The following is a 15654-nucleotide window of genomic DNA, read 5'->3' as shown; positions in this document are numbered from 1 at the left end:
ACCTTCAGATCCTGTCGCCGGCGTCGGCAAGAGCTTCGACCAGCAGCATGCGCGCGACGCGTCGCTGCATTCCAACGGGGCGGTCGAGTTCGACGCGCGCCAGGTAAGGCAGAACCGACCGCGGAATCGCACGCGGCCTGAACCGCAGCAATTGCCAGAGCAGCTGCCACTTCGGCCGCGTCGCAGCCGCCTGCCGGACCTGCGCCAGGGCCGGCAACAGTGCCTGCTCGAGTGCATCGAAATCGGAGCCGAGCGGAAACAGCGGCAGCAGGCCGCGCTGTCTGTACGGCCGCAGCTTGTCGGCCAGCGCCTGCGGTGTGTTGTGCTTCCAACGCGACGGAATCTGCCAGTTCGCTTCGATCTTGCCGACGGTCTTGGCCCTGGCAAGCAGGTCGTCCTGAAAGCGCGAATCGGCAATGCAGATCAGCGCCTTTGCAATTTCGCTGTCGCTCCTCGAGCGCAGATCGGCCATGCCGTATTCGGTGATGACGATATCGCGCAGATGTCGCGGGATCGTCGTGTGGCCGTAGTTGAACAGCACGTTGCTGACAGCCTGCCCGCCTGCATCACGCACCGCACGCAGCATCAGGATCGAGCGGCCGCTCTCGAGCTGGTGCGCCTGCGCGACGAAGTTGTACTGGCCGCCGACTCCGGACACCACGCGGCCGTCTTCCAGGCCGTCGGAAACGAAGTCGCCGGACAAGGTAATCATCATGCCGGTGTTGATGAAGCGCGCATCGGCGCGCTGCAGCTGATAGAGCCGTGGATTGCGATCGAGCTGATTGATCTTGTCGACGCCGGTCATGCAGATGGCGTCGCGCTCGCGGTCCGACAGCTGGCGCAGACCTTCGTAGAAATCACGCGCCCCGAGAAAGAAGCCGCCGTGCAGGACGATGCCGCGCCGCAGCTTCGTGCCCAGACACTGCGCCGCAATCACGGCGCGAGCCTGCGGCTCGGCAATGTTGGCGACCACGCGCGTGCCGTCCGGCGCGATCAGGTAGCCGCGCTCGTAGCGCGTTGCGTCGTTGAAGAAACCGTGATGTTGCAGGATCTCGAAGTCCTGGGTGCGGATCACGCGCACACCCAGTTCGTCGAAATGATCGAGCACGGCGGGTGACAGTTGCCCGGGATCGCAGCGCCGTTCATCGATCAGCTGCTGGAGGGCCCAGAAGTCGTAGACCGGCCGCTTGAGAATGCCCGCACGCAGCAGATGCCAGAAGCCGTCGACGAACATTTCGGTGGCGCCGTAGACACCCTCGCGAAACGCGTCGAGGCCACCGACCGCCTGTATCAGTTCGCCGTGTGCCGCTTCGATGCCGCTGTCCCGAACCAGGCTGCGATAGACCGGATTCTGTTCGTGACGCAGCTTGAGTGCGTGAACGATCGCGTCACCGAGACTGCCGATACCGAGCTGCAGCGTGCCGTTGTCGCGAATCAGCGTGCTGGCGTGCAGACCGATCGCATAGTCCGCGTTCGTCACGGGCATCTTCGGTGTGGAGAACAGGGGCGTCGTGTAGCGCGCGGCGTCGATCAGGTAGTCGAAAGTCTCGGCGCCGACTTCCGCGTCGTTGCCGAAATACGGCAGGTTCTGATTGACGAGCCCGACGACGACATGCGGCCGCCCGTGCTTCTCGAGCAGACGAATCACTTCAGGTCCGGTGTCGGGATTGCAGGACAGCGAATAGCGGGTGCCTTCGGCGGTCTCGCGCTTGCAGATCATCTGCGCCACGACATTGCAGCCGTGATTGAATACGTCGCGCGCCGCGTGCGTGTAGTTGCTGTTGATGTAATGTCGCTGCGCTTCGGCGTTGTTCAGCATCGCGCCGGTCAGAAAGAAGAATTCGCATACCTCGACATTGTCCGGCAGCGTGCCGGCGTGCTGTGCCTTCACGTAGTCGAGTTCCGGAACTCCGGCGAACACGCGCTCCACGAACGGAGCCATGAAGGCCTTTTCGACGGGGCTGCCGGCGGCGGGCCTGGCCAGCGACAGCGCAGTGAAGATCTTCAGCTTCAGATCGGGCGTCGCCTGCGCGCGGCGGTACAGCGCATTGCACAGTTCGACCGGTTTGCCGAGTCCGAGCGGGATGCCGAGCACGATGCGCTTGCCGATCCGCTCGATGATGCGATCGACGGCGATCTCGACATCGTCGATCACGGTGGCGGCACGCTGCATCGCATCTCTCCGCGGGGACGGACCCCGATTATGCCCGTCGCGCGCGCCGCGCCGCAGGTGCGAGTTCGCGGATCAGTTCGCGCAGGCGCACGAGTTGCGGCGCATCACGATCGGCGTGGCGCCAGATCAGACTGAGCCGTGCCTTCGGCACCGGCCGCGCGATCGGCCGGAACGTGACCCCGTCGGTATGCATGTGCTGCATCGAACCCGGCAGGATCGATAGGCCGAGCCCCGACGCGACCAGGTTGACGATCGATGTCACCTGAGAGGCTTCCTGCACGACGCGTGGCGAAAACCCGGCGTGGCGACAGGCCGCGACGATCTCGTCGTGCAGACCGGCGCCGACCGCGCGCGAAAACAGCACGAAGGGTTCGATCGACAGCGCCAGCAGCGGCACCTGCCGACGGCCGGCGAGCGCATGTCCGGCCGGCAGCGCGACGACCATGTCTTCGTCGAGGATGGTTTCCGTGTCGAGGCCTTCGCTGCTGCCGTGTATCGGTCGCACGAACGCGACGTCGACCGCGTCGCCGCGCACCGCGCTGACGAGGCCCGGCGTCGTTCTTTCCTCCAGGGAAAACGCGACATTCGGATAACGCCGGCGGAACTCGCGTATCACTTGCGGGATCAAGGGATGGAACGGTGCCGAATTGATCATGCCGACACGAATGCGGCCGAGCTCGCCGCTGGCCACGCGGCGCGCATGTTCGCTGGCGCGCTCGACATCGCGCAGGATGCGGCGCGCATCGTCGGCGAAGGCGCGCCCGGCCTCGGTCAGCGCGACGCCGCGCGGCAGACGCTGGAACAGCAGCGTGCCCAGCTCGCGCTCGAGCTGCTGGATCTGCAGCGACAGCGGCGGCTGGCCGATGCCGAGTCGCTTCGCCGCGCGCGTGAAATGGCCCTCGTCGGCGACGGCCACGAAATAGCGCAAATGCCGAAGTTCCATCTTCATACCGTAAAAGTATTGGATCAAGTTAATTCATATATTGGACGTATGAAAGCGCCGCGGTCTACAGTCGGCCCGGTTTGTTGCATCGAATAGGCGAGGAGCGCGGGTGATGGATTCCAGCAAGATCGACAAGGCTGCGGACCTCGATCCGCAGGAAAGCCGGGAATGGCTTGAGGCACTGGATGCGGTGCTCGACCGCGAAGGGCCGGCACGCGCGCACTATCTGCTCGAACGACTGATCGAGAAGGCGCGCCGCAACGGCGCCTTCATTCCGTTCTCCGCGAACACGGCGTACCTCAACACGATTCCGCCGCATCTCGAAGCGCGCTCGCCCGGCGACCACGAGATCGAATGGCGGATTCGCTCGATCATCCGCTGGAACGCGATGGCGATGGTAGTCAACGCCAATCGCGAACATTCCGGTATCGGCGGTCACATCGCCAGCTTCGCGTCGAGTGCCACGCTCTACGACGTCGGCTTCAATCATTTCTGGAAGGGCGCCGAGCATCCGGACGGCGGCGATCTCGTCTACATCCAGGGACATTGCACGCCAGGCATCTACGCGCGCGCGTTTCTCGAAGGCCGCATCAGCGAGGAGCAGCTCAAGCGCTTCCGCATGGAGGCATTGTCGCCGGGTCTGTCGAGCTATCCGCACCCGTGGCTGATGCCGGACTTCTGGCAGTTTCCGACCGTCAGCATGGGCCTCGGGCCGATCACCGCGATCTATCAGGCGCGGCTGATGAAGTATCTGGAGAACCGCGGACTGGCGAAGACCAGCGGCCGCAAGGTCTGGTGCTTCTGCGGCGACGGCGAGATGGACGAGCCCGAATCGCTGGGCGCGATCGATATCGCGGCGCGCGAGAAGCTCGACAATCTGATCTTCGTCGTCAACTGCAATCTGCAACGGCTCGACGGGCCGGTGCGCGGCAACGGCAAGATCATCCAGGAGCTCGAAGGCACGTTCCGCGGTGCCGGCTGGAATGTCATCAAGCTGATCTGGGGCTCGCTCTGGGATCCGCTGATCGCACAGGACCGGACCGGGGCCTTGCTCAAGGCTTTCGACGAAACCGTCGACGGCGAATACCAGGCGTACAAGGCCAAGGGCGGCAAGTTCACGCGCGACAATTTCTTCGGCAAGTACCCGGAGCTGGGCCGGCTGGTCGAAACCATGTCCGACGAGGACATCGCGCGCCTCAATCGCGGCGGCCACGACCCGCACAAGATCTACGCGGCGTATGCAGCGGCGAGCACGCACGAAGGTTCGCCGACCGTCATTCTCGCCAAGACCATCAAGGGCTATGGCATGGGCGAGGCCGGCGAAGGCCAGAACATCACGCATCAGCAGAAGAAGATGGGCGAGGAAGCCTTGCGCGTGTTTCGCGATCGCTTCCGCATTCCGATCTCGGACGACAAGATCGCCGAAACGCCGTTCTACAAGCCGGCGGACGACTCGCCGGAAATTCTCTACCTGAAGGCACGTCGTGATGCGCTCGGTGGCGCGCTGCCGGTGCGCAAGCCGGTCAATACGCCACTGGCGATTCCCGAACTCGCGAGCTTCGACAAGATCACGGCGGGCACCGGCGAACGCGAAGTCAGCACGACCATGGCGTTCGTGCAGCTGCTGCAGACCCTGTGCCGCGACAAGAACGTCGGCAGGCTGGTCGTCCCCATCATTCCCGACGAAGGCCGCACCTTCGGCATGGAGGCGATGTTCCGCTCGCTCGGCATCTATTCGATCGTCGGCCAGAAGTACAAGCCGGAGGATGCCGACCAGCTGGCGTTCTACAAGGAAGACATCAAGGGCCAGATCCTCGAGGAAGGCATCACCGAAGCCGGCGCGATGTCGTCGTGGATGGCGGCCGCCACCAGCTATGCCAACCATGGCCAGGCGCTGCTGCCGTTCTTCATCTTCTATTCGATGTTCGGCTTCCAGCGTATCGGCGATCTGTGCTGGGCCGCAGGCGATCAGCGCGCGCGCGGCTTCCTGCTCGGGGCAACGGCCGGGCGCACGACGATCAACGGTGAAGGCCTGCAGCACGAGGATGGCCACTCGCACGTGATGAGCGCCACGGTGCCGAACTGCCGCTCCTACGATCCGGCGTTCGGCTACGAACTGGCGGTCATCGTCCAGCACGGACTGAAGGAAATGTATGTCGACAACCGCGATGTCTACTACTACCTGACCGTCTACAACGAGAACTACCAGCATCCGGCGATGCCGGCCGGCGTCGAGAACGGCATCGTCCGCGGCATGTACCTGCTGCGTTCGGAAGACAAGGCCGAGAAGGCACACGTGCAGCTGCTCGGCTCCGGATGCCTCCTGCGCGAAGTGATCGCTGCCGCCGATCTGCTCAAGGACGAGTGGGGTGTGACCAGCGACGTCTGGAGCGTGCCGAGCTTCACCGAGCTGGCCCGCGACGGCCGCGAAACCGAACGCTGGAATCTGCTGCATCCGGCGCAGGCGCCGCGCAAGAGTTACGTCGAGGAGTGCCTGGGCGGGATGACCGGGCCGGTGGTCGCGTCGAGCGACTGGATTCGCGCCTATCCGGAACAGATCCGTCCCTATGTGCCCGGCCGTTACCATGTGCTCGGCACCGATGGCTTCGGGCGTTCCGACAATCGTCCGGCGCTGCGCGATTTCTTCGAGATCGATCGCCGCTGGATCGTCATCAAGGCATTGAAGGCGCTGGCCGAACAGAAGCTGGTGTCGGCCGATCGGGTCGCGCAGGCGATCAAGATCTACGGCATCAAGCCGGATCGCGCGTCCCCCTGGACCTCGTGAGCGGAGACTGACGAATGGCGAATCAGAAAGTCACGGTTCCCGATATCGGCGACTACCACGACGTGCCGGTGATCGAATTGCTGGTCGCCAACGGCGACGCAATCGACAAGGACGCGCCGCTGCTGGTACTCGAATCGGACAAGGCGACGCTCGAAGTGCCGGCACCGGCCTCGGGCGTCGTCCGCAAGCTCAAGCTCAAGCTCGGCGACAAGGTTTCGCAGGGCGCCGAAATCTGCGAACTCGAAATCGCTGCCGAGGCGGCACCGGCCGCGCAGCCGCCCGCCGATTCCGCGCCCGTCGCCAAAGTCGAGACGCCAAAAGATGCCGAGCCGCCGGTCGCCGCGCAAACCGTGTCGGCGCCCGACGGCGGCAGCGGCCGTGTCGAGGTGACGATCCCGGACATCGGCGATTACCACGACGTGCCGGTAATCGAAATCCTCGTCCACGACGGCGACGCGGTGGAAAAGGATGCGCCGCTGCTGGTGCTCGAATCGGACAAGGCGACGCTTGAAGTGCCGGCACCGGCCTCCGGCACCGTGCGGGATTTCAGGCTCAAGCTCGGCGACAAGGTCTCGCAAGGCGCTGCGGTCTGCACGCTGGTCGGCGCGGCTGCTGCAGCCGTTTCGCCGGCGGCGCCGAGAAAGAGCGCAGATGCAACGGTGCCGGCGACGCCGGCCCCGAAGTCGGTGCAGGCGGTCGTCAGCGATGCGGCGCCGCTGCAGCCACCGCCGGAGCCGAAACGCGAAGGCGAAGTGCCTTACGCCGGACCGGCGACGCGCAAGTTCGCGCGCGAGCTCGGGGTCGATCTGTCGCAGGTGAAGGGCTCGGCTGCGCGCGGGCGCATCGTCATCGAAGACGTTCAGGGCTTCGTCAAACAGCGTCTCGCGCAGACGACCGCCGCATCGCCGGCGGTCGGTGGCAGCGGCATTCTGCCGATACCCGCGGTCGACTTCGCACAGTTCGGCGAGATCGAAACCAGGCCGCTTGCGCGCATTCGCAAACTGTCGGCCGCGCATCTGCATCGCGCCTGGCTCAACGTGCCGCATGTCACGCAGACCGACGAAGCCGACATCACCGAACTCGAAGCCTTCCGCAAGGCGCAGAGCGACGAAGCCGGCGTCAAGCTGACGCTGCTGCCGTTCGTGATCAAGGCCGTCGCCGCCGCGATCAGACAGTACCCGGAGTTCGCCAGCTCGCTCGCAGCCGACGGCGAAAACCTGATTCTGAAAAAGTATCTGCACATCGGCTTTGCCGCCGACACGCCGAACGGTCTGGTCGTGCCGGTCGTGCGCAACGTCGATCAGAAGGGCATCGTGCAGCTCGCGCAGGAGACCGCGGAGCTGGCGAAGAAGGCGCGCGACGGCAAGCTGAAGGCCGACGAAATGAAGGGCGGCTGCTTCTCGATCTCGTCGCTCGGCGGTATCGGCGGCAGCTTCTTCACGCCCATCGTCAATGCGCCGGAAGTCGCGATCCTCGGCGTGTCGAAAAGCCAGATCAAGCCGGTCTGGGATGGCAAGCAGTTCGCGCCGCGCCTGCTTTGTCCCTTGTCCTTGTCGTACGATCATCGCGTGATCGACGGTGCCTATGCCGCGCGCTTCATCGTGCTGCTGGGCAAGCTGCTCGGCGATCTGCGCCGGCTCGCGCTGTAGCCGGCGGCAACCGCCTCGGGGGAACGCAAATGGAGCTGCCGAAACACACCTTGACGATGACCGTGCTGATGACGCCGGACATGGTCAACTTTTCCGGCAACGTGCACGGCGGTCACATTCTCAAACTGCTCGATCAGGTCGCGTATGCCTGCGCGAGCCGCTACGCCGGCAGCTATGTCGTCACGTTGTCGGTCGATCGCGTGATGTTCCGTCAGCCGATCCATGTCGGCGAACTCGTGCACTTTCTCGCTTCGGTGAACTATACCGGCCGCACCTCGATGGAAGTCGGCATCAAGGTCGTCGCCGAAGACATTCGCCGGGATGTCGTGCGCCATGCAAACAGCTGCTTCTTCACGATGGTCGCGGTCAACGAAGCCGGCGAGCCGCAGACCGTGACGCCGCTGCAGCCGCAGACGGCCGAGGAAATCCGTCGCTTCGAAGGCGGTCGGCAACGCCGAGCGCAACACGGCTGAAGCTTCGCTGAAGAAGGTGCGGGCTTGCGCATCGAGTCTGCGTTGCTAGACTCGCCCGACCATGAATCGAGTCCCCCTGCTTCTCGCCCTCGCACTCGTGGTACCGCTGGCCCATGCCGAAGGTACCCCGCAATACATCACGGACGACGTCTCGGTGACTCTGCGCGAGGCGCCGCGCAACGACGCGGGGTCGGTGGGCGTCCTGCACAGCGGCGATCAGGTCGCCGTGCTTGAAACACTGGGCGAACAGAGCTTCGCGCGCGTCCGCAGCAGCAGTGGCGTCGAAGGCTGGATGACGGCGCGCTACCTGTCGCCTCAGCCGGCCGCGCGGGATCGCCTGTCGCAGATGAAGTCCGATCTCGACAGTGCCCGCGCGCAGATCAAGTCGCTGCAGGACGAGCTTAAGAGTGCCAAGGCGCAGATCGATTCGGCGCGCCCGGCCTTCGAGCTGTCGCAGGAAAACACGCAGCTGAAATCGGCGCTCGCCGCCAAGCAGCAGGCGATGGATGCGGTCACGCTGCACTTCGATGCCGAACGCGCGAAGCGTGCGACGCTGATCGCCGGTGCCGGCCTGCTCAGCGGCGGCGTCATCCTCGGCCTGCTGTTGCCGTGGTTGCTGCAGAATCGCCGGCGTCGGCGCTACGGCGACTTCTAGCGCCGTCGCAGCGAGCGGCGCCGACTTCTCAAGCCGGCGCCGCTGCGGCAAGCTGCGCGCCCTGCCCGTTCGCATGCGCACATGTCATCGCCGCTCAAGCCCCAGCTGCAAATTCATCTCTGCGTGCTGCTGTGGGGCTTCACCGCGATCCTCGGCAAGCTGATCGCACTGCCGGCGACCGTCCTGGTGTGGTGGCGCATGGTACTGGTGCTGATGGTCCTGGCCTGCGTGCCGCGGGTCTGGCGGGGTCTGCGCGCGCTGCCGCGTCAACTCGTCGCGGTCTACGCCGGCATCGGCTTGCTGGTGACACTGCACTGGCTGACGTTCTTCGCCGCAATCAAGCTCGCGAACGCCTCGGTCGCGGCAACCTGCATCGCGCTCGGCCCGGTGTTCCTGTCGCTGATCGAACCCTGGGTGGCGGGACGGCGCGTCGATCTGCGCGAGATGCTGCTCGGCGTTCTGGTGGTGCCCGGTGTCGCACTGGTGGTCGGCGGCATCCCGACCGGCATGCGCCTCGGCCTGCTGGTCGGCGTTTCGTCGGCCTTGTTCGTCGCCTGCTTCAGCGCGCTCAACAAGCGCTATGTCGAGCGCGCGGACGCGCTGCTGGTGACGACGCTGGAACTCGGCACCGGCGCGGTCGTGCTGACCGCCGTGCTGCCGTGGTCCAACGGTCACGGCTTCAGTCCCGACGTGTTCATGCTGCCGGCGCCGAACGACCTGGCATTGCTGTCCTTGCTCGCTTTCGCCTGCACCTTGCTGCCGTTCAATCTGTCGCTGATCGCCTTGCGCAGGCTCAGCGCCTTTGCCGCGCTGCTTGCCGTCAATCTCGAGCCGGTCTACGCCATCCTGCTGGCCATCGCCGTGCTTGGTGAGCAGCGCGAACTCGGGATCAGCTTCTATGCCGGCGTCGTTGTCATCCTGTCGACGGTGCTGCTGCATCCCTGGTTGATGCGCAGCCGACGGATTCCGGCCGCCGCGACGCTGGCGGTCGCCGAGGCCAAGAATCTGGTCGACTGATGTCGTTCGCTGCGGCTTCGCGAAAACAGGGCATGATGATTCGCAGGCCGCCCGAATCCGCCGAGGAGAATCCCCCATGCGTCTCGCCGCACTCGCATTTGCCGCCGTGCTGTCGCTGCTCGGCGCCTGCCAGCAGAATGTTCCGATCAACGATCCAAAGCCGGTCGCCGGCCATGTCACCGACATGAAGGCATTTCAGGATTTCATCGCCGGCAAGCCGACACCGGCGCAGTTCCGCGCCACCTATCCGGACGTTTTGCTGATCCTGCCCGGCGACATTTCGACGCGCGAACTGCGGCTCGACAACAGTCGCTATTTTGCGGAGCTCGATGCCGACGGTCGCATCAACGGCGGCAAGTTCAAATGAGCGTCGTCGCTGCCGCGGTTTCAGCGACGCGAGCCTGCGTGGTGCGCGATCGCGATACTCAGGTTGCCGGGCCGAGCGCCAGCACGAACGACACCGCGACCTCGTCGGCAACCACGCCGCCCTCGTTCCACTCGCCGCCGCCGATCGCATAGTCTGATCGCCGGATCGTGAAGCTGCCGCTGGCGACGAGGCCGCCGTCGGCCTGCGGGCTGGTCGTCAGCGGCAACGTGATGTCGTGCGTCTTGCCGCGGATCGTCAAGGCGCCCTTGACCTCGTAGCGGTTGTCGCCGAGTGCCTTGATCGCACTGCTGGTGAAGCTCGCCTTCGGAAATTCGAGCTTCGCGAGCCAGGGCTTGTCGACCGCGATCGCATCGGCGTCGCGGTCGCCGGTGCTCAGGCTGGCAACGTCGACGGTGATTGCCGCGTGCGCGATCTCCGGCTTCGCGGGGTCGAGATCGATGCTGGCATCGAAATGGCCGAATCGCCCACTCACCGAGACGCCCATTTCCTTGACGCTGAAGTCGATGTGACTGTTTGCGGCGATCAGGGCGCGCGGCGCAGACTGGGCGGCGCCGGCGCCGAGCAACAGGACCAGGGACACAAGCCGGGCGAGGAACTTCATGATGGCTCCGATGAATGACGCCGCGGGAGACGCGGCAGCATGCGCCGCAACACGGCGTCGCGATCGACGAACTGGTGCTTGAGGGCGGCCAGCACATGCGTTGCGACCAATGCCAGCAGCAGCCAGGTCAGCGCGACATGCACCGAGGTCAGCGCGGCACCGAGCGCCGCGTTCTTGCCGATCGCGTCCGGAATCGGCCAGCGGCCGAAGTAGACGGTCTGGAAGCCCTTCGCGGAACTCATCAGCCAGCCGCTCAGCGGCAGTGCGAACAACAGGAGATACAGCAGGCGGTGGACGATCGCCGCCGCCTGCCGTTCCCAAGGCGGCATCGCCGCAGGCAAAGGTGGTGGCCGCTGCAGCAGGCGCCAGAGCAGCCGCAGCACGGCCAGCGCGAAGATCGTGACGCCGACCCACTTGTGGTAGTTGAACAGTCGCAGGCGGGTCGGCGACATGCGCAGATCGACCATGGTCCAGGCGATGCTGTAGCTCGCGATCAGCAGCAGCGCGATCAGCCAGTGGCCCAGCTTCGCGGGCGCCGAGTAGCCGTCAGAATGGGTTGTCACCCGGCGATCCTAGGGGATATCGGCAAGCTCGCGGTAGCGGAAATTTCCGGTGGCCGCGGTCGGCAGCGTCGAATGTGGCTGACAATGGGTCGATGGCACAGATCCCCAGCGAACGTCGATGCGAGAGTTTTCCGCCGGTGGCACGCGCCGACGCGCGCATTCTGATTCTCGGCTCGATGCCCGGCGTCGCGTCGCTGCGCGCCCGGCAGTACTACGCGCACCCGCGCAATCTGTTCTGGCCGTTCCTCGAGGAAATTTTCGCGATGACGCCGGCGCGCGACTACGCGCAGCGCCTGACGCGTCTGCAGGCCTGCCACATCGCGGTGTGGGACGTGCTCGCCGCCTGCGAGCGGCCGGGCAGCCTCGACGGTCGCATTGTGCGCAGCACGGAAACGGTCAATGACTTCGCGAGCTTCCTGGCCGCGCATCGCCAGCTGGTCCGCATCTGCCTGAATGGCGGCAAGGCGGCCGAGGTGTTCCGGCGGCATGTGGCAGGCGCCATGCCCGATCTCGTCGCCGGCATCGAAATCCTGCACTTGCCGTCGACCAGCCCGGCCAACGCCGGCCAGTCGCGGGCGGCGAAACTGGCACGCTGGCGCGCGGCACTGACCGTCGATTCGCCGAACGGCGGTCAGTCGTAGGACAATGGTCCGCCGGCACACACGAGGTTTCGATATGTCGCTGCGCTTCCACACCCTCGATGTCTTCACCGATCAGGCCTATGGCGGCAATCCGCTCGCCGTCGTGTTCGGTGGCGATGCGCTCGAGACCCGCCAGATGCAGCGCATCGCCCGCGAATTCAACCTGTCGGAAACCGTGTTCGTGCTCCCGCCGACGCGCAGTGACGCCCTGCACCGAATCCGCATCTTCACGCCGGCCATGGAGCTGCCGTTTGCCGGTCACCCGACCGTGGGCACGGCCTGCCTGCTCGCCGAACTCGGGCTGGTGCCGAAAGGCGGCGATGCGGCATTCGTGCTCGAAGAAGGGATCGGCCCGGTGGCGATCAGCCTGCGCCGTACGCCGGGCGAAGCGGTCTATGCCGAGCTGACTACCGCGCAGCTGCCGGAGTTCGGCGCGACCCCCGATGCGGGCGCGTTGGCGCGAATACTGGGTCTGGATGTCGTCGATCTGCTCAGCGGCGACGAGCGGCCGCGTGCCGTGTCCTGCGGTCTGCCGTTCGTGCTGGTGCCGCTGCGGGCGCCCGAACTGCTGGCGGCGATCGATTTCGATGCGGCCGAGGCACGGCGCGTTCTCGGTTCGGGCTGGGCGCAGCAGCTCTACATCTATGCGCGCGGCTACGAAGGCGAATTGCGTGCGCGCATGTTCGCCGTCGGTGTCGGCATCGACGAAGACCCGGCCACCGGTTCGGCCGCGGCAGCGCTGGCCGGTGCGCTCGGCAGCGAAGCCGGCGATGACGGGACGCACAGCTGGGTCATTCACCAGGGCCTGGAAATGGGTCGGCCGAGCCGGCTCTACGCCAGTGCCGAGCGCCGCGGCGGGCAATTGGCGGCCGTGCGCGTCGGCGGCCATAGCGTGCTGATGTCAGACGGATTATTGGCCGGAGGCTAAAGAACACGGCCGTTCTGCCGACAACAGACGAGTCTCTGTCCTACAGGGGGCGCCGACTTTTGCCGTCTCAGAACGCTCGGCGTGCGGCCGTAAACCGGTCATGGACACTCAAATACTTCCGGCCTACGGCTCGCACGACGACTTCAGCACCCGTATCGAGGGCACTGAAACCCTGCTGTTCAACGCCTTGCTGCTGCCGACCGCAGCCGATCGCTACGGTGCGCGCGCGGTGATCGTCAGCCGCGGCGCTTCGGGCCTGCACTGGCTGCGCGTCTGCGAAGGCAACGACGAGCGCTGGATGCGCTGGACCGAGCAGCGCCGCCTGCGCATGCAGTTCGGCAGCAGCTATGCCGAGGCGCTGGCCCAGGCCTGGATCGCGCGCTGGGAACGAGACGGCTGGAAGGTCGAATGGAGTCTGCGCGCCGAGCCCACGGCGCTTGCGGTCGCCGCCTGAAACGGGGTTGCGGGAAGAGGGGGAAGCGCGGCGGGTCGTGGTCGGGCCCGGCGTTCCGGGGCTGGCCCTCGCCGCCGCGCTGCGGCAAGCTGGGGCGATGAGTGCGAGCCTCAGCAACGAACAACGACATGCCCGGATCTGGGCGGTCATCAAACGCATCCCGCGCGGTCGGGTCGCGACCTACGGGCAGGTCGCCGCCGAAGCCGGCTTCGTCAAACAGCCGCGTCTGACCGCGCAGGCCCTGCGCCACGCACCCGACACTCTGGAACTGCCGTGGTACCGGGTGATCAATGCCCAGGGCAAGCTGTCGTTTCCGCTCGACAGCGAAGCATACCGGCGTGCGCGCAGCCAGCTGGAGGCCGAAGGCGTGATCTTCGTGCGCGGCAAGGTCGACTTCGAAATCTATCGTTGGCGTCCGCGCAGCGCGGCGCCGGTGCTTGACTAGGGCCCGGGCGGCGCTTCGCTGGCCAGCAGTTCGCGGCAATTGGTATACGGCTTGTGCGCCAGCGTCAGCAGGGCGTTTTCGCCCTTGCTCCAGAACGTGGCCTGATCGTTCTCGAACTTGGCGCCGTCGGCAGCGCGCACCTGCGGCAAGGTGTAGCGGCGGTCGGCGGTCTGCAAGGTCACGTGATCGCTGTCGAAGCGCACGGTGAAGGCGAGGCCGTCGCAGTGATACGGCACGACGGCGGCTGCGCTGCTCGCCGCGGCAGGTGGCGCCGGCGATGGGTTCTGCGGTGCCGCTGCCGGCTTGCAGGCGACCGCGGCGAGCGCCGCGGCAAACACGGCACCGGCTAGCAGGACCTTGATCATCGGAGGACTCCGGTGGATTTCGTGCGGGTACGGACACGCTAGCGCGTGCCCGATGAATCTACACCGACTGCCGGCCTCAGCCGCCGTCTGCGGCTTCGTCGTCTGCCAGCGCCGTGACGCGCAGGCGTTCGATGCGCGGACCGGAAACTTCGAACACCTCGATGTGCAGGTGATCGATGTCGAGCGTGTCGCCGGGCTGCGGCAGCCGGTCGAGCGTCTGCATCACCAGACCGCCGACGGTATCGGCACGGCCGGAATCGATGTCGCGGCCCAGCATGCGTTCCAGCGTGTAGATCGGCAGCCAGCCCGGCCCCTCGTAGCTGTGCGTGCCGACCGCCTTCCAGTCTTCCTTCTCGCGATGAAACTCGTCCTGCATGTTGCCGAAGATCGCGTCGAGGATGTGCTCGAGCGTGACGAAGCCGATCACCGTATCGAGTTCGTCGGTCACCAGCGCCAGATGCGGCAGGCCACGACGGAACTTGCGGAACAGCGCCTGCGCCGGCTCGTCGCGGCGAATCATCGGCACTTCACGCAGCAGCGGCTGCAGGTCGGTCAGCGGTCGCGCGGCGAGTTCGGCGGCCAGCAGATCGCGTACGTGCAGCAGGCCGATGTAGCGGTCGTCCTGCTCGCTGTCGCGCACCGCATAGCGCGAGTAGCGGTGCCTTGCGATCAGCGCGAGATTGCTTTCGAGCGGGTCGCGGATGTCGAGGGCGATCAGGTCGAAGGCCGGGCGCATCAGGTCGCCGGCCGTCAGCTCCGGCAACTCCAGGGTATGCGACAGCGCCTGCGCCTGCGCCTGACCCAGTTCGCCGTGACGATGGCTGGCGACCAGCAATTTCTTGATCTCGTCGGCCGAATGCACGTCCTCGCCGTCGTCCTCGATCTTCAGCCGCATCGTCATCAGCACCAGATTCGCACTGGTGTTGAGGATCATGATGAACGGATACATCAGCCAGTAGAACAGGAACAGTGGCAGCGCTGCCCACAGCGAGATCGTTTCCGTACGGCGGATCGCGATCGATTTCGGCGCCAGCTCGCCGAGCACGATGTGCAGGAACGAAATCAGCCCGAACGCCACGGCCACCGAACTGTTGTGGATGACTTCCGGAGAGTCCACGCCGAAAGCCCGCAGCAGCGGCGCGATCAGCCGCGAGAACGCCGGCTCGCCGACCCAGCCCAGGCCCAGCGATGCCAGCGTGATGCCGAGCTGGCAGGCCGACAGATACGCGTCCAGCCGCTTGCGGATCTTCAGCAGCGTGCGCGCCACGAGGCCGCCGCGTTCGGCGAGCTCCTCCGCGCGCGTGACGCGCAGTTTGACGATGGCGAATTCGCTGGCAACGAAGAAACCGTTGACCAGCACCAGCAGGACAGCGGAAAGCGTCAGCGCGAGATCGTTCATTCAGGCGCAGCGTGCGGCGGAGGGCGGACGCTGCAAGGTAGTGGCAACGAGGCGATTATCGAGAGCGGCATGTCCCTGGTGCAAATGCTGAAAAAAGCCCGCAGCGCCTGAAGCGCTGCGGGCCTCTCGTACGACGGAGTTCCAGCCCCGCCTGTCGGCCGGACAGGGATCGCCG

At 65.8% G+C, this 15654-nt stretch carries 16 protein-coding genes; 10 read left to right on the top strand and 6 right to left on the bottom strand.

The annotated features are described in order from the left end of the window. Positions 1–4: 4 nt before the first annotated feature. Both G7Y85_RS17045 and G7Y85_RS17040 read right to left on the bottom strand, forming a co-directional pair. A complete protein-coding gene (locus G7Y85_RS17045) occupies positions 5–2173 on the bottom strand; it encodes an acetyl-CoA hydrolase/transferase C-terminal domain-containing protein (protein WP_166260121.1) in 2169 nt (722 codons plus the stop codon). Positions 2174–2201: 28 nt separating this feature from the next. After that, positions 2202–3116 carry a LysR family transcriptional regulator gene (locus G7Y85_RS17040; RefSeq protein ID WP_166260119.1) on the bottom strand — a complete coding sequence of 305 codons (915 nt, stop codon included), beginning with the start codon at positions 3114–3116 and terminating at the stop codon, positions 2202–2204. Positions 3117–3228: 112 nt separating this feature from the next. Between G7Y85_RS17040 and aceE the strand changes: the two genes are divergently transcribed. The 6 genes from aceE (at position 3229) to G7Y85_RS17010 (ending at position 10062) form a co-directional block, all read left to right on the top strand. Continuing rightward, positions 3229–5901, top strand: coding sequence for a pyruvate dehydrogenase (acetyl-transferring), homodimeric type (gene aceE, locus G7Y85_RS17035; RefSeq protein ID WP_174839795.1), 2673 nt, complete (start codon positions 3229–3231; stop codon positions 5899–5901). Positions 5902–5915: 14 nt separating this feature from the next. Further along, a complete protein-coding gene (gene aceF, locus G7Y85_RS17030) occupies positions 5916–7550 on the top strand; it encodes a dihydrolipoyllysine-residue acetyltransferase (protein ID WP_166260116.1) in 1635 nt (544 codons plus the stop codon). A gap of 29 nt (positions 7551–7579) precedes the next feature. Further along, positions 7580–8023 (top strand): acyl-CoA thioesterase, encoded by a 444-nt coding sequence (locus tag G7Y85_RS17025; RefSeq protein ID WP_166260113.1) that lies wholly within the window; start codon positions 7580–7582, stop codon positions 8021–8023. Positions 8024–8084: 61 nt separating this feature from the next. After that, positions 8085–8678 carry a TIGR04211 family SH3 domain-containing protein gene (locus G7Y85_RS17020; RefSeq protein WP_166260111.1) on the top strand — a complete coding sequence of 198 codons (594 nt, stop codon included), beginning with the start codon at positions 8085–8087 and terminating at the stop codon, positions 8676–8678. A gap of 81 nt (positions 8679–8759) precedes the next feature. Beyond that, positions 8760–9695, top strand: a complete 936-nt coding sequence (locus G7Y85_RS17015) for a DMT family transporter (protein WP_166260108.1) — start codon at positions 8760–8762, stop codon at positions 9693–9695. A 76-nt stretch (positions 9696–9771) separates the two neighbouring features. Continuing rightward, positions 9772–10062: a hypothetical protein gene (locus G7Y85_RS17010; RefSeq protein WP_166260105.1), complete on the top strand. Its 291-nt coding sequence runs from the start codon at positions 9772–9774 to the stop codon at positions 10060–10062. Between the two features lie 58 nt (positions 10063–10120). On the opposite strand, the gene G7Y85_RS17005 is transcribed toward G7Y85_RS17010, so the two are convergent. Beyond that, positions 10121–10684 (bottom strand): YceI family protein, encoded by a 564-nt coding sequence (locus tag G7Y85_RS17005; RefSeq protein ID WP_166260103.1) that lies wholly within the window; start codon positions 10682–10684, stop codon positions 10121–10123. Further along, positions 10681–11247 (bottom strand): cytochrome b, encoded by a 567-nt coding sequence (locus tag G7Y85_RS17000; RefSeq protein WP_166260100.1) that lies wholly within the window; start codon positions 11245–11247, stop codon positions 10681–10683. The genes G7Y85_RS17005 and G7Y85_RS17000 overlap by 4 nt, the downstream gene beginning before the upstream one ends. Before the next feature lie 92 nt (positions 11248–11339). Between G7Y85_RS17000 and G7Y85_RS16995 the strand changes: the two genes are divergently transcribed. From G7Y85_RS16995 to G7Y85_RS16980, 4 genes are all read left to right on the top strand, one after another. Further along, entirely contained in the window at positions 11340–11888 is a 549-nt protein-coding gene (locus tag G7Y85_RS16995; RefSeq protein ID WP_166260097.1) for a DNA-deoxyinosine glycosylase, read from the top strand. A 34-nt stretch (positions 11889–11922) separates the two neighbouring features. After that, a complete protein-coding gene (locus tag G7Y85_RS16990) occupies positions 11923–12816 on the top strand; it encodes a PhzF family phenazine biosynthesis protein (protein ID WP_166260094.1) in 894 nt (297 codons plus the stop codon). 100 nt (positions 12817–12916) lie between these two features. Further along, on the top strand, positions 12917–13270 hold the full coding sequence (locus G7Y85_RS16985; RefSeq protein WP_166260092.1) for a hypothetical protein: 354 nt from the start codon (positions 12917–12919) through the stop codon (positions 13268–13270). A gap of 97 nt (positions 13271–13367) precedes the next feature. Beyond that, positions 13368–13715, top strand: a complete 348-nt coding sequence (locus tag G7Y85_RS16980) for an MGMT family protein (RefSeq protein ID WP_166260089.1) — start codon at positions 13368–13370, stop codon at positions 13713–13715. On the opposite strand, the gene G7Y85_RS16975 is transcribed toward G7Y85_RS16980, so the two are convergent. Then, positions 13712–14080 carry an MliC family protein gene (locus tag G7Y85_RS16975; RefSeq protein ID WP_166260086.1) on the bottom strand — a complete coding sequence of 123 codons (369 nt, stop codon included), beginning with the start codon at positions 14078–14080 and terminating at the stop codon, positions 13712–13714. The genes G7Y85_RS16980 and G7Y85_RS16975 overlap by 4 nt on opposite strands. Positions 14081–14156: 76 nt before the next feature. Next, on the bottom strand, positions 14157–15479 hold the full coding sequence (locus G7Y85_RS16970) for a hemolysin family protein (protein ID WP_166260084.1): 1323 nt from the start codon (positions 15477–15479) through the stop codon (positions 14157–14159). Positions 15480–15654 lie beyond the last annotated feature (175 nt).

Source organism: Solimonas terrae (assembly GCF_011067135.1).
Classification (GTDB): Bacteria; Pseudomonadota; Gammaproteobacteria; order Nevskiales; family Nevskiaceae; genus Solimonas; species Solimonas terrae.
The sequence above is the reverse complement of the archived record's forward strand: the minus strand, read 5'-3'. Positions and strand labels throughout refer to the sequence as shown.